Here is a 17,814-nt window from a genome sequence, read left to right on the forward strand (position 1 = left end):
AGATCACCGTCACAGGAGTGGGAATGTGCGCATGGCCACGCGAACATGGGGCATGTCTCCCCACCGCCGCAAGGTGGCGCGGTGACCTTCCCTTCCCATCGGCCGAGTTCGCTCAGACTTTCGACAGGAACCCGCGGTACGGCGTCGTGCCGTGTTCTCTCCCCCGCCTCAAGGCGGGGGTCTCCACGCTCAAGAGGGACTGATGATCGAGATCTGGCCGGGTGACCCCTATCCACTCGGGGCCACTTACGACGGCGCGGGAACCAACTTCGCGCTTTTCACCGAGGCCGCGGAACGCGTCGAGCTGTGCCTGTTCGACGAGGAGAACAAGGAGACCAGGGTCACCTTCACCGAGTGTGAGGGCTTCGTCTGGCACGGATACCTGCCCGGCGTCGGCCCGGGGCAGCGGTACGGCTACCGCGTGCACGGCCCGTACGACCCCCCGAGGGGGCAGCAGTGCAATCCCGCCAAGCTCCTGCTCGACCCGTACGCCAAGGCGGTCGAGGGGGACGTGAAGTGGGACGAGGCGGTGTACGGCTACCGCTTCGGCCACCCGGACAGCCGCAACGACGCCGACTCGGCCGAGTTCGTGCCGCGCTCCATCGTGATCAACCCGTTCTTCGGGTGGGGGCACGACCGGCCGCCGAGCACGCCGTACCACGACACGGTGATCTACGAGGCGCACGTCAAGGGCCTGACGATCAACCACCCGAAGATCCCCGAGCGGATCCGCGGCACGTACGCCGCGATCGGCCACCCGGAGATCATCGACCACCTCACCGCCCTCGGGGTGACGGCGATCGAGCTCATGCCGGTGCACCAGTTCGTCACCGACCACGTCCTCGCCGAGCGGGGGCTGACGAACTACTGGGGCTACAACAGCATCGGGTTCTTCGCGCCGCACAACGCCTACTCCAGCACGGGGCAGCGCGGCGGGCAGGTGCTGGAGTTCAAGGCGATGGTCAAGGCCCTGCACGAGGCGAACATCGAGGTCATCCTCGACGTGGTCTACAACCACACGGCCGAGGGCAACCACCTGGGCCCGACGCTGAGCATGCGCGGCATCGACAACGCCGACTACTACCGCCTGGTCGACAGCGACAAGCGCTACTACATGGACACCACGGGCACCGGCAACAGCCTGTTCATGCGCTCCCCGCACGTGCTCCAGATGATCATGGACTCGCTCCGCTACTGGGTCATCGAGATGCACGTCGACGGCTTCAGGTTCGACCTGGCCTCGACGCTGGCGCGCGAGCTGCACGAGGTCGACCGGCTGAGCGCCTTCTTCGACCTCGTCCAGCAGGACCCGGTGCTGTCGCAGGTCAAGCTGATCGCCGAGCCGTGGGACGTCGGCCCCGGCGGCTACCAGGTGGGCAACTTCCCCGCCAGGTGGACCGAGTGGAACGGCATGTACCGCGACACGATCCGCGACCTGTGGCGGGGCGAGCCCGCCGCGCTGCCCGAGTTCGCGTCCCGGCTCACCGGCTCCAGCGACCTCTACCAGGACGACAGCCGCCGCCCCGCCGCTTCCATCAACTTCGTCACCTGTCACGACGGGTTCAGCCTGCAGGACCTCGTCTCGTACAACCACAAGCACAACGAGGCCAACGGCGAGGACAACCGGGACGGCGCCGACGACAACCGCTCCTGGAACTGCGGCGAGGAGGGGCCCGCCTCGCTGGCGATCGAGTCCCTGCGCGAGCAGCAGAAACGCAACTTCCTGACCACGCTGTTCCTGTCCCAGGGCGTTCCGATGATCTCCCACGGCGACGAGTTGGGCCGCACCCAGCGGGGCAACAACAACGTGTACTGCCAGGACAACGAGCTGAGCTGGGTCGACTGGTCCGACATCAGGGAGAACTGGCTGCTGCTGGAGTTCACCCGGCGGCTGGCCAAGCTCCGCGCCGACCACCCGGTCTTCCGGCGGCGCCGGTTCTTCTACGGGCGGCCGGTGCGCGGCTCGGAGGAGAACCTCAGCGACATCGCCTGGCTCACTCCGAGAGGGGAGAAGATGACCGACGCCGACTGGAACGTGGGATACGCCAAATCGCTGGCCGTCTTCCTGAACGGCGAGGCCATCACCGAGCCCGACCGCCGGGGACGGCAGATCGTCGACGACTCGTTCCTGCTGCTGTTCAACGCCCACCACGACGTCATCAAGTTCACGCTTCCCAAGGACTACGGCGAGATGTGGCTGACGGAGATCGACACCGCCATGCCGATCACGGTCGACACCCGGGTCTGCCGGGCCGGAGAGAGCGTGCCGGTGGTCGGCCGCTCGGTGAGGGTGCTGCGCCGTGTCTGAGCCCATGACCCAGCCCGAGCCCGTCCCGCTGGAGCCCGCGCCCGGGGTCGTCCCCCCGGAGTCGGTGCCCGCGCCGGACCCCGGGCCCGGCATGCCGCCGGACCCGCTGCCGGGGATCTCGCCCGAGACCTCGCCCGCCGCCGTCCCGCCGCAGGTCGCCCACGACGAGATCCTGCCGGAGTCCGTCCCGGGGACCAGGACCGGCGAGGACGTCCCCGACCTCTCGGAGCTTCCCGAGGAGGTGCCCGCGCCCCCGCCGCCCCCGGGCTCGTACGGGGTGCCGGTCTCGACCTACCGGTTCCAGCTCACCCCCGACTTCGGGTTCGAGAAGGTGGCCGAGCTCGCCCCGTACCTGCGGGACCTGGGGATCAGCCACGTCTACCTGTCGCCGATCCTGCAGGCCGTGCCGGAGTCGCGGCACGGCTACGACGTGACCGACCACTCGCGCGTCCGCGAGGAGTTCGGCGGCGTCGAGGGCCTGCGGGAGCTGTCGGCGACGCTGAACCAGCACGGGATCGGCATCGTCGTCGACATCGTGCCCAACCACATGACCATCCCGGTGCCCGAGTCGGGCAACGCCCAGCTGTGGTCGCTCCTCAAGGACGGGCCGGAGTCGCCGTACGCGTCGTGGTTCGACGTCGACTGGTCCGTCGAGGGCGAGGAGGGCGGCGGCGGCAAGGTGAACATGCCGGTGCTCGGCGACTCGGGCGAGACGGTGGCCGACGGCGACGTGCTGCGCTACCACGACCACGAGTTCCCGCTGCCCGACACGCACTACCGGCTCGTCGACTGGCGGCGCGGGCCCGGCTACCGCCGGTTCTTCGACGTGTCCTCGCTGATCGGGCTGCGGGTCGAGGACCCTGAGGTGTTCGACGCCACGCACGCCGTCATCCTCTCGCTCGTCGAGGAGGGGGTCATCCAGGGACTGCGGGTGGACCACCCCGACGGGCTCGCCGAGCCGCGCGGCTACCTGGCGCGGCTGCGCGAGAAGGCGGGCGTGTGGACCGTGGCGGAGAAGATCCTGATCGGCTCCGAGCGGCTGCCCGCCGACTGGGAGTGCGACGGCACCACCGGCTACGAGACGCTCAACCGGATCACCGGGCTGTTCGTCGACCCGGCGGGGAAGGAGCCGCTGGTCGAGCTGTTCGCCCAGCACACCGGGGTGCGGGACGACTACGCCACCGTGGTCCGCGAGTCCAAGGCGGAGGTCCTGGACCTGTTCTTCGGCGCGGAGATCGACCGGCTGCACGCCGTCGTCGGCTCCGACCGCCAGACGCTGGTGGAACTGCTCGCCGCGATGCCCGTCTACCGGGCCTACGCGGTGCCGGGCGAGCCGGTGCCGGAGGCCTCGGCCAGGATCGTCGAGGAGGCCGGGCGGGTCGCCGCGGAACGGCTGCCCGAGGGCGCCCCGGTGGCGGAGGTCGTCGAGCGGGTCCTGAACGGGCCCGCCGAGGCGGTCACCCGCTTCCAGCAGACCTGCGGCCCGGTGATGGCCAAGGGGGTAGAGGACACCGCCCTCTACCGCTGGTACCCCCTGTCCTGCCTCAACGAGGTGGGCGGTGAGCCCGACCGGTTCGGCGGGTCGGTCGAGGAGTTCCACGCGTTCTGCCGGGAGATGTCGCCGGGCACGATGACGACGCTCTCCACGCACGACACCAAGCGCTCCGAGGACGTACGGGCTCGGCTCGCCGTGCTGTCCGAGCTGCCGGAGGAGTGGGCGGCGGCGGTCGGCGAGTGGTCCTCGAAGGTCTCCTTCGACCCGGCCCTCGACTATCTGGCCTGGCAGAACCTGATGGCCTCCTGGCCGATCGGGCCCGACAGGTTCTTCGACTACCTGTTCAAGGCGGCCCGCGAGGCCAAGACCTCGATCTCCTGGGCCACCCCCGACCCGGCCTACGAGCGCGGCATCCGCGACTTCGTCGGCCGGGCCGTCGAGGAGTGCGGGGCGTCGGTCGCGGAGTTCGCCGCGCGGATCGAGCCGTACGCCAGGTCCAACTCGCTGGGCCAGAAGCTCGTCCAGCTCATGCTGCCCGGCGTGCCCGACGTGTACTGGGGCAACGAGATCACCGACTTCTCCCTGGTCGACCCGGACAACCGGCGCCCGGTCGACTTCCCGCTGCGCCGCCGGATGCTCTCGTCGGCCCAGGCCCACGCGAGCCAGGCACACCCGGACGAGCCCCACCCGAGCCCCGCCTCCGCCGGCAGCCTGTCGTGGGACGAGGCCAAGCTGGCGGTCACCGCCCAGGCCCTGGACCTGCGGCGGAGGCTGGACCCCGAGGCGCCGTACGTCCCGATCGAGGCCGGGGAGCACGCGATCGCCTTCGCCAGGGGGGAGCGGGCCGTGACGGTGGCCACCCGGCTGCCCGTCGGCCTGGAGCGGCGCGGCGGCTGGGGGAGCGCCACGCTCGTCCTGCCGCGCGGCACGTGGCGGGACCTGCTGTCCGGCACCGAGCACACCGGCCGGATACCGCTCGCCCACCTGCTGTCCGTCCACCCCGTCGCGCTTCTGGAAAGGGACTGACCGATGTTCGAGGTATGGGCGCCGCGGGCGACGGCGGTGGACGTGGAGATCGGCGAGGTCCGCTACCCGATGTCGTCCGCCGGGGGCGGCTGGTGGACGGCGGAGGTGTCCGGCGCCGGACACGGGACCGACTACCGGTTCCGGCTCGACGGGGGCGAGGCCCTGCCCGACCCCAGGACCCGCTGGCAGCCCGAGGGGATCTTCGGGCCGAGCCGGGTCTACGACCACGGCCGCTTCGAGTGGGGCGACGCGCTGTGGAAGGGCCGTGACCTGCCGGGCGCGGTCATCTACGAGTTACACATCGGCACCTTCACCCCCGAGGGCACCTTCGACGCGGCGATCGGCAAGCTGGAGCACCTGGCGGAGCTCGGCGTCGACTTCGTGGAGGTCATGCCGGTGCCGCCGGTGCCCGGCGGGCGCAACTGGGGCTACGACGGCGTGGACCTGTGGGCCGTCACCGAGAACTACGGCGGCCCCGACGGGCTCAAGCGCTTCGTGGACGCCTGCCACCGGCGCGGGCTCGGCGTGATCCTCGACGTCGTCTACAACCACCTCGGCCCCTCGGGCAACTTCCTCGCCCCCTTCGGCCCGTACTTCCACTCCAGCGCCTCCTCCTTCTGGGGGCAGGCCGTCAACCTCGACGGCCCCGGCTCCGACGAGGTGCGCGCCTACTTCGTGGGCAACGCGCTGCAGTGGCTGCGCGACTACCACGTCGACGGCCTGCGGCTGGACGCCGTGCACGCCCTGCACGACGACCGGGCGGTGCACCTGCTGGAGGAGATCGCCGTCGAGACGGAGGCGCTGTCGGCGGCCGTGGGCAGGCCGCTCACGCTCATCGCCGAGTCCGACCTCAACGACCCCCGGCTGATGACCCCGCGCGAGGCCGGAGGGTTCGGCCTCGCGGCGGCCTGGAACGACGACGTCCACCACGCCCTGCACGTGGCGGCGACGGGTGAGCGGCACGGCTACTACGACGACTTCTACGGCGCCCTGCCCAAGGTGCTGACCCGCGCCTACTACCACGACGGGACCTACTCGTCCTTCCGGGGGCGCTCCCACGGCCGCCCGGCGTCCCACGTGCCCGGCTACCGCTTCGTCTGCTGCGCGCAGAACCACGACCAGATCGGCAACCGGGCCGAGGGCGACCGGATGGCGCCCGAGGCGCTCCGGCTGGCCGCGGGCCTCCTGCTGACCTCGCCGTTCACCCCGATGCTGTTCATGGGGGAGGAGTGGGGGACACGGGCGCCGTTCCTGTTCTTCACCGACCACGTCGAGCCGCATCTGCGCGAGGGCGAGGGCGACCGGCGGCGGCGGGAGTTCGTCGGCTTCGGCTACGACGACTGGGCGGACAAGGCTCCCGATCCGGGCGAGGAGATGACGTTCCTGCGCTCCAAGCTCGACTGGAGCGAGCTGGACGACGACGCCCACCGGGCCCACCTCGACTGGTACCGCGCCCTGATCGCGCTGCGCCGCGCCCACCCCGAGCTGACCGACCCGAGGCTGGACCGGGTACGGGTCGACCACGGCGAGTCCTGGCTGGTCGTGCACCGGGGCGGGCTCAGGGTGGCGGCCAACCTCGGGCCGGTCGCGCTCACGGTCAAGCTGGGGACGGGCCGGTTCGCGCCCGGCCACATCCTGCTCGCCTCCGACCCGTCGGCGACCGTGGAGGGGGAGGAGCTGTTCCTGCCTCCCCGCTCCCTCGCGGTGGTGAGGCTCGACCCGTCCCTCTGAGGCGCCTGGACCCCGCCCTCTGACGCGCTGGGGCCGGAGTCCGGCTCTCTCGAACGTGTTGGGGCCGGGCTCGGTTTCCTGACGTGCTCCCGGGTGGCGATGAGCCGGAGCCGTCCCCCGACTCGCTTCCGAGCGGTGTCGGGGGACGGAGCCGGCTTCTGGCTCGTTTCCGGGCGGCGGCAGGGGCCGGATCCGGCCCTCCGGCCGGTCGCGGGCTCAGGCGGGCACGTGGTTGCGCAGCCGGAGATCCTCGGGGTACGGGGAGAAGTAGGTCTGGTCCCGTACGTATTCGACGGCCAGGCCCTGGGCGTGGTGGCGGATCAGGGTCGCCGGGACGCTCAGTGCCACCTGCCCGGCCTGGTAGGAGGCGATGACCTCCGCCAGGTCGGCCCGGCGCACCGGGTCGAGCGCGTCGCCCACCATGCCCACGCAGTGCTGCAGGACGTTCACGTGCCGGCCGATGCTCGCCTTGGCGGCGAACGCCGTGCCGAAGACGCGGGCGTAGTCGGCGGCCAGCTCCTCGCGGGGCCGCGTGCCCGCCCGGGCCACCACCCTCCCCGCCTCCCGGAAGGCCGCGGGGTTGTGGGCCAGCAGCTGCATCTTGTGCCGGGCATGGAAGGACACCAGGTCACGAGGGCGCCAGTCGCTCTCCAGCAGCGCGCGGAGCCGGGCGCGGGCGAAGACCCGTTCCACGAAGGTCTCGCGGAGCAGGGCGTCCTTGAGTCGTCCCTCGTCCTCGACGGGCAGCAGCGGATGGGCGTCGAGGACCACGGCGGCGAACACCCCCCGGCCCTTGCGGTCCACGGTCGCGCTCCCGGCGTGGACGGGGATGCCGTGCACCCCGCAGCTGGGGCTCCTGGACTTGAGGACGTAGCCGTCCACCTCGTGCAGGGCCGGGACCCGCTCCTCGGCGAGGGCGGTCATCCTGTCGGTGAGGTCCACCCGGCTCCTCCTGGAGATCAGCCGCGTGCCGTCCGGTGAGCGCTCCAGGCGGAGGGTCTCGCGCGGGCTGCCGAGGCCGATCTCCATCTCCGGGCAGATGTGCACCCACTCGACGTGCTTGTCGAGCTCGCCGTTGAGGAACCGGTCGCGGCTGTGCCCGCCGTCGAACCGGACCGGCTCGCCCATCAGGCAGCTGGACACCGCGATTCTCGGCCTGACGACCTGCCCGCCCTTCTCGTCGCTCTCGTCTGCCCGGCCGGTTCCGCGTACCGTGCCCACCTTGCTCACCCTGCCCATCGCGCGCCTGCCGCTCGCGCCACGCGCGGCGGTCGTTCCACTCCGGCGCGGCTCGGCGTCCCAGCCGCCCGTCGCGGCCGTGCCGAGGATGCCGGACAGGCGGCGCAGGCCGCGTGCCATACGTGCCTTGATCGTGCCGAGCGGGACGCTCAACTTCTCGGAGATCTCCCGCTGGGTCAGGTCGCCGTAGTAGGCGAGCTCGATCGCCTGGCGCTGCGGCTCGGGCAGCTTGGCCAGCGCCCGCCGCACCTGGTCGCGCTCCGCCAGGCCGTCGCCGTCGGTCCGGCCGTCGTCACCCGCGGGATCCGCGATGACGTCCAGGGGCACCGTTTGCAGGGTGCGTATCCGCAACTGGTCGACCGCGCGCTTGTGGGCGATGCCGAGCATCCAGGCGGGGAGGCTGCGCGCCGGGTCGAAACGGTGCCGGGAGCGCCAGACCTCCGCGAACACGATCTGCTGGAGGTCCTCGACATCCTGCGGGCGAACGAATCGTCGCAGGTAGGAGCGGATGAGCGGCCCGTGGATCTGGAAGCACTCGACCAGCGCCGCCTCGTCGCCCTCGGCGAACCGGGTGTTCAGGGGGTCTGTCATGATGCCTCCTCTTACTGAGAAAAGCTATTCAAAACTTATTCATACCTGCTCAACGTGCGTGATCGCAAGCAGGCGGCACGGAGGGTGCCGGCAGGTGCGGGGCAGGTACGGGGCAGATATGGGGCGGAAGGCAGCGCGGAAAGGCGGTGCGGAAGGACGGTGCGGGAGGGCAGCGCGGAAAGGCGGCGCGGAAGGGCTGCGCGGGAGGCGGCGCGGGAGGGCGGTGCGGGACGGTCGCGAGAGGCCGGAAAGGATCAGGCCAGGGCCGCGGGGACGATCCGGTCGAGGGCGTCCTGGAACGACGTGACGCGCGTGACGGACGCGGGCAGGCCGTCCCGCCAGCCCACGCCACCGGCGACGACCAGGCTCGGCGGCCGGAGCACGGGCAGCGACGCGAGCGGGGCGGGGTCCCCGGTCTCGGGCAGCTGGGACCAGACGAAGACCACGGAAGGGCCCAGCCGCCGCATCGCGTCCGCCAGCGCCGGGTACGGGGTCCGGGCGCCCAGCACCCGGGTCTCCACCCGGTGTTCGCCGGTCAGCGCGGCGGCCAGCGCGTAGATCGGCAGGCTGTGGAGCTCGTTCTCGGCGCAGGCGAGCAGCACGGGACGCGAGCCGGCCGGCCGGTCGGGGCGGACGGTGAGCCCTATCAGCGCGGCCATCAGCCGGTCGGAGAACAGGTGCTCGACCTCGACGTTCGCCCCGCTCTCCGACTGGCGCCTGCAGATCGTCTCGAAGACCGGTATCACCAGGCGCTCCCAGGTCCACGGCACGCCGTGCCTGGCCATCGCCGCGCCGATCCATTCGTGCACGGCCACGCTGTCCAGCGTCATCGCCGCCCGAGCCAGCATCGCCGCCGTCGGCACGCCCGGCGACCGATCGGCAGTGAGGGACGGGATCCCCTCCGGGGCCGTCCACCCGGGCTCCAGGCCCCGCTCCTGCCCCTGCTCCTGCCTCTGCCCCTGCTCCTGTTCAGCCGGAGGCGCGGAGGGAACGATCTCGATCCGCAGGACCCTCCGTGCCGCGTCGGAGGCCGGGATCCCGCTCCTGATGAGCCGGTTCATCTCCTCCAGGCGCCACAGGTCACGGGCGTCGTAGCGGCGGTGCCCCCCCGGGCTCCGGCGGCTCGGGCCCACGCCGTAGCGTAGATTCCAGGTCCGCAGCGTGGGAGCGGGCACTCCGAGGCGCCGTGCGACGGCCCCGATGCCGTACGCGGGCTCCTCATCGGCTACCGCTTGACGCTGCTCGTCCATCTCATCCCATTTCGAAGCTGCTAGATGCGATACCAGCGTGACAGGCAACGGGAGCGGCTGCTCCCTGAACGTTCTTTCGAGTTCCAGGCCCTTGTGGACGCAACCGACGGAGCGTTACCGGCCGAAGGAAAAACGTGACCGATACTGTGATCGTTTTGTTCAGCCGCGACCTCCGGGTGCACGACCACCCGGCGCTCGCCGCGGCGTGCGAGCGCGCACGTCATGTCATACCGCTCTTCGTCGCGGACCCCGCCATACCCTCGGGAAACCGTGGGGGGTTCCTCGTCGAATGCCTCGCCGACCTGCGCGGATCGCTCCGCGAGCGGGGTGGTGAGCTGGTCGTGCGCCACGGTGACTCCGTCGCCGAGACGATGCGCCTGGCGGAGGAGACGAGGGCCCAGGCCGTCTACGCCGGCCTGGACGTCAGCACTTTCGCGCGACGCAGGCAGCGGCGCCTGGCCGAGGAGTGCGAGCGCCTCAGGATGGACTTCCTCGTGTTCCCCGGCCTGACGGTCGTGCCCCCCGACGCGCTGAGGCCGACGGGCGGAGGTGACCACTACCGGGTTTTCACGCCCTACCTGCGGGCCTGGGTCCGGCAGCCGCGCAGGGAGGTGCTCAAGGCCCCCGGCGCGGTGCACGTCCCCGGCGGCCTGCGGGCCGGGAAGCTGCCCGAGCCGGGGCGTGAGCCGTACGAGCTGTTCAGGGGCGGTGAGACGGTCGGGCGCCGGAGGATGGAACAGTGGCTGAGGCACTGCGTGGACGACTACGCCGAGGGCCACGACGACATGGCGGGCAACCGCACCTCCAGGCTCAGCCCCTACCTGCGCTTCGGTTGCGTCTCGCCACTGGAGCTGGAGGCGCTCGCCAGGGACGTGGGGGACGCCGGGGCCGCGAGGGACGTGGGGGAGATAGAGGAGGAGGGCGAGGGCCGCAGGGGGGCCGACGAGTTCGTCAGGCAGCTGTGCTGGCGCGACTTCTTCTACCAGGTGACGCGGGCCTTCCCGCGCATCAACCGGGACGACTACCGGCCACGCGGGCACGAGTGGCGCGACGACGACCACGCGGCCCAGGCGTGGAAGGAGGGCATGACCGGGGTCCCCATCGTGGACGCCGGGATGCGGCAGCTGCTCACCGAGGGCTGGATGCACAACCGGGCCCGCCTGATCGTGGGCTCGTTCCTCGTCCGGCGGCTGGGCGTCGACTGGCGCGTCGGCGCCGACCACTTCTTCGACCTGCTGCTCGACGGCGACGTCGCCAACAACTACGGCAACTGGCAGTGGGTCGCGGGGACCGGCAACGACACCCGGCCCAACCGGCTCGTCAACCACATCCGGCAGGCCAAGCGGTACGACCCGGACGGCGAGTACGTCCGCCGCCACGTCCCCGAACTCGACGCCGTGCCCACACGGAGGATCCACGAGCCCTGGAGGCTCCCCTCGGGCGTCCCGGGCTATCCGGCGCCCCTGGTGCCCATGGGCTGAGCCCGGCCCGTCAGGGGCCGTGAGCGGCGCCACGGGGGGTTCGGGCCGGAACCGCCTTCCCGCTCGACCGGGCGGGCGTCCGGAACCGCCCCCGTCCGGCCGGACGGAGGCGGGGGAGGCTCCCCCGGGCCGGCCGGGGCGATCCGAGCGGGGATGCGGGATTTCGGAACGAATCGTCGTCCTCGCGCGTCGCACAGGTGTGACCCCCTATGACAACACCGCCGACGCCGCCGATGCCGCCGACGCCCTGCTCATCGCCCGGGAACGGGTGCGACGCCTCGAACAGCTGACCAGCCGGCGCGAGGCGGTGGCCGTGCAGCTCGACGAGGTCGGGACGCTCCTGGGCGACCTCGAGGAGCAGCTCGCCAAGGAGGAGCGGGACGTCTCCAGGCTGGAGGGCGGCGGCTTCGCGGCCTTCCTGGCCGGGCTCACCGGGTCCAGGGAGGAGCGGCTCGTGAGGGAGCGCGCCGAGGCACAGGCCGTACGGCAACGCCTGGACGGCCAGCGCAACCGCCTCGAATGGCTGAACGCGGACCGGGCGGCCGTCGACGAGGGGCTCGCCGGGCTCGGGCCGGCGCGGGAGGAGTACGACGCGCTGCTGGAGCGCGAGGAGCGCAGGCTGGTCGCGTCCGGCGACACCAGGGGCCGCGAGCTGGCCGAGGTCGGCCACCGCCTCGCCGACACCCGCGCCGACCTCGTGGAGCACCAGGAGGCCCACCGGGCCGGGGTCGACGCGCTGCACGGGGTCGGCGAGGTCCTGCGCTGCCTCGGCAGCGCCCGTGGCGCCTCCACGTGGGACATGCTTGCCGGGGGCGGCGGTTTGGCGGACATGATGGAGCACGGCCACCTGCGCAACGCGGACGAGGCCGCCTGGCACGCCCAGCAGCTGCTGGACACCTTCTCCAGGGAGCTCGTCGACATCGGCGTGACCGTCACCCCGAAGCTCCCCAAGGTGGACACCCGCTGGTTCGCCGACATGTTCTTCGACAACATCATCACCGACGCGATCAAGCACCGCCGGATCACGGACACCGGCGCGGCCGTCGCGGATGTCGCCGAGTGGGTGAGGCGTACGGTCAACGGCCTGGACCTCCGCCTCGAGGAGCTGGCCCGGCAGCGGGACACCCTGGCGGCCCGCCGCGAGGAGATCATCGTCACCGGCTGAGACACGAGCCCTTCCGGCGGGGCCCCGGCGACGAAGGCCCTGACCCCGGTGGACCTGGCGACGAAGGTCCCGAAAGACGAAGGTCCCGAAAGACGAAGGTCCCGAAAGACGAAGGTCCCGAAAGGTGAAAGTCCTGGCGGTGGCGGGCCCTCCCGGCGGGGCCCGGTGACGAAGGCCCCGGCATCGAGGGGCCCGGCGCCGAAGGACCCGGCGCCGAAGGACCCGGCGCTGAGGGGTCCGGCGCTGAGGGGTCCGGAAAGTGCCCGGAAAGTGAAAGCCCCGGCGGTGGTGGGCCCTCCCGGCGGGGCGCCTGGCCGGGAGGGCCCACCCCCGCCGGGGTGGCGGTGGTCGTGCTCAGTGTCGTGCGGTCTCAGTGCTTGTGGTCGTGGCCCGCGTGGTCGTGGCCCGCGTGGTCGTCGTCCTCATCCTCGTCCGAGGGGCCGTCGGAGGGCTCGACGCCCAGCACGGCCTCACGGGGCTCGATCTGGTCGATGTGCTCGATCAGCCCCAGGACGTGGTCCGGCTCGATCAGCCACTGCAGCGCGCTGGCGCCGGTGTCGTCGGCCGAGACCAGCTCGGCCTGCTCCTTACGCTCATCGTCGTCCAGGTCGGCGTCAGGGTGGTTGATCTCCTTCAACGCGGCGGTTTGCAGGGCGGCGAGGTCCTGCACCTCCACGGTCAGCTCAACGGTCAGACGTAGATAGCGTTCGGTGCCCGATACATCACTCATGGTAGAAATCCTAGTGCCTGGGTGGGGTTGGAACTGCCTAGGGGAGCTTCCACTCCACCGGAGCCGCGCCCTGCTGCTCCAGAAGCTCGTTCGTCCTGCTGAACGGGCGGGAACCGAAGAAGCCGCTACGGGCCGACAGCGGGCTGGGGTGGGCCGACTCGATGGCCGGGACGGAACCGAGCATCGGGCGCAGGTTGCGCGCGTCGCGGCCCCACAGGATCGCCACCATCGGCTTGTCGCGGGCGACGAGGGCCTTGATGGCCTGCTCGGTGATCTCTTCCCAGCCCTTGCCGCGGTGCGAGGCGGGCTTGCCCGGCATCACGGTGAGCACCCTGTTGAGCAGGAGCACGCCCTGCTCGGTCCAGGGGGTCAGGTCGCCGTTGCTCGGCATCGGCAGCCCGAGGTCCTCGGTGAGCTCCTTGTAGATGTTGCGCAGGCTTCCCGGGATCGGACGCACGTCCGCGGCCACGGAGAAGCTCAGGCCGATCGGGTGACCCGGCGTGGGGTACGGGTCCTGGCCCACGATCAGCACTTTCACCTGGTCGAAGGGCTGCTGGAAGGCCCGGAGCACGTTGGCGCCCGAGGGGAGGTACTGCCGGCCTTCCGCCACCTCCTTCCGGAGGAACTCGCCCATTTCGGCGATCTTTTCAGCGACGGGTTCGAGGGCCTTGGCCCACCCGGCTTCCACGACTTCGTTCAAGGGGCGTGCGGCCATGTGCAGGACCCTATCGAGGTTTTAGGCCCGGTACGGCGCGTGCTGGAAAACAGCGTGCGTCGCACCGGGCCTGCCCCTGTAACTCACTTCACCGAGCCAGCCATCATTCCTTGCACGAAATAACGCTGGAAGGCGAAAAAGAGGATCAACGGGATAATCAGTGACAGGAAAGCTCCTGGCGCGAGAATGTCCACGTTGGTCCCGAACTGCCGCATCTGGGACTGCAGGGCCTTGGTCATCGGCTGGTTCTCGGTGTTGGCGAAGACCAGCGAGACGAGCAGGTCGTTCCAGACCCAGAGGAACTGGAAGATCCCGAGTGAGGCGACCGCCGGTTTGGCCAGCGGGAACACCACGGTGGAGAAGATCTTCCATTCCCCCGCGCCGTCCATCCGCGCCGCCTCCAGCAGCGAGCGTGAGATGCCCGCGAAGAAGTTGCGGAGCAGGAAGATGGCGAAGGGAAGGCCGAAGGCGACGTGGAAGAGCACCACGCTCGCGATGGAGCCGAAGATCCCGGCGGAGCCGTACAGCTTCGCGATGGGGATGAGCGCGATCTGGGTCGGCACCACCAGCAGGCCGACCACCACCAGGAACAGCGCGTCCCTGCCGGGAAACTCCATCCAGGCGAACGCGTACGCCGCCATCGCGGCGATGCCGATCACCAGGACGGTCGAGGGCACCGTGATGAACACGGTGTTCCAGAACGACGCGGTGAACCCGGTGGCGAGCAGGTCGGAGTAGTTCTTGAAGGTCAGCTCGGCGGGCTTGGTGAGGATCGTCCACCAGCCGGTGGAGTTGTTGGCCGTCTCGTCGCGGATCGAGACCACGAACAGGCCCAGGGTGGGAACCAGCCAGAACAGGCCGACCACCACCAGTACCGCCTGGACCAGGCCGCCGCCCAGCCGGTCCACGATCCTGCCGAGGGTGCCGCGGGGCGGGGCGCCAAGGGTGGAGGTCGTCACTGGTTGTCCCTCCTGAACCGGCGGATGTTGATGATCATGAAGGGCAGGACGAGGACCAGCAGGAAGATGGCGAGCGCGCTGCCCAGCCCCTGGTTGCTGCCTCCGCCGAACGAGACCCGCCACATCTCCAGCGCGATCACGTTGGCCTGCGGCTGCACCGATCCCGGCGCGATGACGAAGACCAGGTCGAAGACCTTCAGGGTGTTGATGATCATCGTGACGAACACGACGAGCAGCACGGGGGAGAGCAGCGGGACGGTGATCTTGCGGAACACCTGCCACTCGGTGGCGCCGTCGATGCGGGCCGCCTCCAGCGCGTCACGCGGGATGGCCGCGAGCCCGGCCGCGATCAGCACCATGGCGAACCCGGCCCACACCCAGATGAACGCGCCGATGATCGCCGGGGTGATCAGTGTCGGGCCCAGCCAGGGGATCCCGGCGAAGGCCGCGTCGAAGTTCGACTGCGGCAGCCGCACCTGGTAGTCGCCCGGAGCGAGCCCGGTGAAGCGGAAGGTGCCGTCGGCCTCGCTGGTGGCGGTCGCCTTGACGGCGCCGTTCTGCACCGCCTCGACCGTCATCCCGGCCAGGGCCTTCTCGGTGCCGTCCACCTGGTTGGCCGCGCCGCCGCCGCCCTGGGTGAAGTCGAACCAGACCGTCCCGGCCAGCTCGCCGGGGGCCGGCTGGGCCGCCTTCGCCGTCGAGGCCGAGGCGAGGGTGGCGGGCTTCACGCCCACGAGCGGCAGGAGCACCACCTGTCCCGGCTGCGCGGGCTGCTTGGCCACCACCCCGCCGCCCTGCCCGGGGGCGACCGGGGACTGGTCGTTCTCCCTGGGACGGGCGTCCGGATAGCCCTGGTCCGAGCCGAAGAGGCCGGTCACCGAGGTGATCACGGCGTTGGCCACGCCCCGGTCGGGGGCCTGCTCGTAGACCAGGCGGAAGATGACGCCGGAGGCCATCAGCGAGACGGCCATCGGCATGAACACGACCAGCTTGAACGCGGTCGCCCAGCGGATCCGCTCGGTCAGCACCGCGAAGACGAGGCCGATCACGGTGACCAGCGCGGGAGCCACCGCGACCCAGATCAGGTTGTTCCTGATCGTGGTCAGGGTGGAGGAGTCGCTGAAGATCGTCGCGTAGTTGTCCGCCCCGACGAAGGTGCCGCCACTGGCGTCGTAGAGGCTCCGGAAGATCGAGTAGATGATCGGGTAGATCACCATCACGCCGAGCACGAGCGCGCCCGGCAGCAGGAACCACAGCGCCAGCGTCGGCGACGGTCCCAGCCGGGAGGCCCCGGCGGGCGCCGGTGCCGGTGCCGGTGCCGCGGCCGGAGCCGCCGCCCCGGCCGTCGCGAGCTCCGGCTCGGCGACCGGCTCCGCGGCCGGGGTGCCCGGGGTGCCCGGACCGGCGTCGGCCGGGTCGTCCGACCTGACGTCGGCCAGGGCCGGGTGGCCGTCCCCGTCGCCGGAGGCCGCCGTCCCGGAGGACCCGGGGGCCTCCGGGTTCTCACCGCCGGCGGGAGGTGAGGGGGCTCCGGTGTCCGCCGGGCGCGCGGTGGCTCCGGTGCCGGTCGTACGGGGCTCGGGGGCGGTCTCCGGGGTGGGGGTGGGGCCGGCGTCCTGCGCCGGCCGCTGGGTGTCGTCCGGTCCGGAGGAGGGGTCGCGGGCGGCGTCGCCGCCACGCGAATCCCGCGGGCCGTCTAACCGATCGGTCACGGCCGCTCTCCCTTACTTCCAGGCCTTCTTGGCCTCGGCCTCGAGCTTGGCCTGGGTGCCCTTGACGTCCGAGGGGTCGCGCACGAAGTCCTGCAGGAACTTCCACTCGGCCTTGCCGTCGGTGCCGCCGAAGGCGCTGGGCGCGAGGTCGGACATGTCGTAGCGGACGGCGTCGCCGGCGGCGATGATCGTCTCGGCGAGCTTCTTGGTCAGCTCGTCCGGGTAGTTGTCGGGCGAGACGTTGCGGTTGGGAGAGAGGTAGCCGGGGAGCTTCGCCCAGACCTCGCCGCCCTCCTTGGAGGCGAGGAACTCCAGCAGCGCCATCGCGCCCTTGGAGTCCTTCAGCGCCACCGCGATGTCGCCGCCCAGCACGACCGGCTCGGTCTCACCGGCCTTCGGGAACGGGAAGTACTTGGCCTCCTCGCCGAGCTTCGCGCCCGACTGCTCGGCCGTGACGCCCACGAAGTCCGCCTCGATGACCATCGCCGACTTGTCCTGGCCGTAGACCTGGGTCACGCAGGTCGGGAAGTCGGTCTGCAGGGCGCCGGCGGAGCCGCCGAGCAGGAACTCCTTCTTGCCGACGAGCTGCGCGATCTTCTCCAGCGCGGTGGTCACGCTGGGGTCGGTCCACGGGATCTCGTGCTTGGAGAGCTTGGTGTAGTTCTCCGGGCCCGCGGTGGACAGGTAGACGTTCTCGAACAGGTCGGTCAGGGTCCAGCCGGAGGCGCCGCACAGGGAGAACGGCGGGGTGCCGGAGTCGGCGACGGTCTGGGCGGTCTTGATCAGGTCGTCCCAGGTGGCCGGGGGCGTCGCGCCCGCGTCCTGGAAGGCCTGGTCGCGGTACCAGATGAGCGACTTGTGGGCCGCCTTCACCAGCACGCCGTAGGACTGGCCGTCGGCGGAGCCGAGTTCCTTCCAGTACGGGGTGTAGTTGTCGTCGATCTGCTTCTGGACCTCGGCGGTGAGCGGCTTGAGCGCCTTCTGGTCCGCGTACTGCTGGACCAGGCCGGGCTGGGGCAGGATCGCGACGTCCGGCGGGTTGCCGCCCTCGATGCGCGGGCCGAGGTAGGCGCCGGTGTCCTCGCCGGTCGAGGCGTAGGTGACCTTGGCGCCGGTCTTCGCCTGGAACGCCTTGAGCACCGCCTCGAAGTTGGCCTGCTCGGCGCCGGTCCACTTGGCGGCGACCTCGACGGTCACCCCTTCGAGGGTCTTGGCGGCGGCGGCCGGGGCGGGCGCGGACGCGCCGTCGCTCCCGGCCGGTGCCGGGGCGGCCGATTCGCCGCCGCCACACGCGGCGAGCGCCAGAGCGAGTCCCGCCGTCGTCACCGCGGCAATGGTTCTGCGCATGCTGAACAGACCTCCTGAGACGTTGAGGCATGAAATAGAGGGATATATAGGACGAACAAGCAGCC

At 71.1% G+C, this 17,814-nt stretch carries 12 protein-coding genes and 1 pseudogene; 5 read left to right on the forward strand and 8 right to left on the reverse strand.

What is annotated here, in order from left to right; all coding sequences use genetic code 11:
* The first annotated feature begins 202 nt into the window (after positions 1-202).
* Genes glgX through treZ form a run of 3 tightly spaced genes read left to right on the forward strand, consistent with a single transcriptional unit; the run spans position 203 to position 6,560 of the window.
* Complete coding sequence (glgX, locus tag ACFFRH_RS08605; protein ID WP_344746428.1) at positions 203-2,308, forward strand: glycogen debranching protein GlgX; 2,106 nt, start codon at positions 203-205, stop codon at positions 2,306-2,308.
* The gene (treY, locus tag ACFFRH_RS08610) at positions 2,301-4,829 is read left to right on the forward strand and encodes a malto-oligosyltrehalose synthase (RefSeq protein WP_386155451.1); all 2,529 of its coding nucleotides are present in this window, start codon (positions 2,301-2,303) and stop codon (positions 4,827-4,829) included. The genes glgX and treY overlap by 8 nt, the downstream gene beginning before the upstream one ends.
* Positions 4,830-4,832: 3 nt before the next feature.
* The gene (gene treZ / locus ACFFRH_RS08615; protein ID WP_344746431.1) at positions 4,833-6,560 is read left to right on the forward strand and encodes a malto-oligosyltrehalose trehalohydrolase; all 1,728 of its coding nucleotides are present in this window, start codon (positions 4,833-4,835) and stop codon (positions 6,558-6,560) included.
* 216 nt (positions 6,561-6,776) lie between these two features.
* Here the strand turns inward: treZ and ACFFRH_RS44740 are convergent, their stop codons facing one another.
* The 3 genes and pseudogenes from ACFFRH_RS44740 to ACFFRH_RS08625 form a co-directional block, all read right to left on the reverse strand.
* The gene (locus tag ACFFRH_RS44740) at positions 6,777-7,709 is read right to left on the reverse strand and encodes a YbgA family protein (RefSeq protein WP_486389145.1); all 933 of its coding nucleotides are present in this window, start codon (positions 7,707-7,709) and stop codon (positions 6,777-6,779) included.
* 195 nt (positions 7,710-7,904) lie between these two features.
* Positions 7,905-8,390: pseudogene (locus ACFFRH_RS44745) on the reverse strand (RNA polymerase sigma factor); the annotation flags it as partial.
* Positions 8,391-8,644: 254 nt separating this feature from the next.
* On the reverse strand, positions 8,645-9,640 hold the full coding sequence (locus tag ACFFRH_RS08625; protein ID WP_386155454.1) for a MerR family transcriptional regulator: 996 nt from the start codon (positions 9,638-9,640) through the stop codon (positions 8,645-8,647).
* A 134-nt stretch (positions 9,641-9,774) separates the two neighbouring features.
* On the opposite strand from ACFFRH_RS08625, the gene ACFFRH_RS08630 reads away from it, so the two are divergent.
* Both ACFFRH_RS08630 and ACFFRH_RS08635 read left to right on the forward strand, forming a co-directional pair.
* Positions 9,775-11,121, forward strand: a complete 1,347-nt coding sequence (locus tag ACFFRH_RS08630) for a cryptochrome/photolyase family protein (protein WP_386155456.1) — start codon at positions 9,775-9,777, stop codon at positions 11,119-11,121.
* 199 nt (positions 11,122-11,320) lie between these two features.
* A complete protein-coding gene (locus ACFFRH_RS08635) occupies positions 11,321-12,286 on the forward strand; it encodes a hypothetical protein (protein WP_344746436.1) in 966 nt (321 codons plus the stop codon).
* A 370-nt stretch (positions 12,287-12,656) separates the two neighbouring features.
* Here ACFFRH_RS08635 and ACFFRH_RS08640 read toward each other — a convergent pair whose 3' ends face one another.
* From ACFFRH_RS08640 to ACFFRH_RS08660, 5 genes are all read right to left on the reverse strand, one after another.
* A complete protein-coding gene (locus tag ACFFRH_RS08640) occupies positions 12,657-13,016 on the reverse strand; it encodes a hypothetical protein (protein WP_344746437.1) in 360 nt (119 codons plus the stop codon).
* 37 nt (positions 13,017-13,053) lie between these two features.
* On the reverse strand, positions 13,054-13,731 hold the full coding sequence (locus ACFFRH_RS08645; protein ID WP_344746438.1) for a uracil-DNA glycosylase: 678 nt from the start codon (positions 13,729-13,731) through the stop codon (positions 13,054-13,056).
* Positions 13,732-13,814: 83 nt separating this feature from the next.
* A complete protein-coding gene (locus ACFFRH_RS08650) occupies positions 13,815-14,690 on the reverse strand; it encodes a carbohydrate ABC transporter permease (RefSeq protein ID WP_344746439.1) in 876 nt (291 codons plus the stop codon).
* Positions 14,687-16,402: an ABC transporter permease gene (locus ACFFRH_RS08655; protein ID WP_344746440.1), complete on the reverse strand. Its 1,716-nt coding sequence runs from the start codon at positions 16,400-16,402 to the stop codon at positions 14,687-14,689. Before ACFFRH_RS08655 ends, ACFFRH_RS08650 begins: the two co-directional genes overlap by 4 nt.
* A 12-nt stretch (positions 16,403-16,414) precedes the next feature.
* A complete protein-coding gene (locus tag ACFFRH_RS08660; protein ID WP_386155459.1) occupies positions 16,415-17,749 on the reverse strand; it encodes an ABC transporter substrate-binding protein in 1,335 nt (444 codons plus the stop codon).
* Between the last annotated feature and the right edge of the window lie 65 nt (positions 17,750-17,814).

Origin of the sequence: Streptosporangium vulgare, from assembly GCF_042428775.1 — a bacterium.
GTDB lineage: Bacteria > Actinomycetota > Actinomycetes > Streptosporangiales > Streptosporangiaceae > Streptosporangium > Streptosporangium vulgare.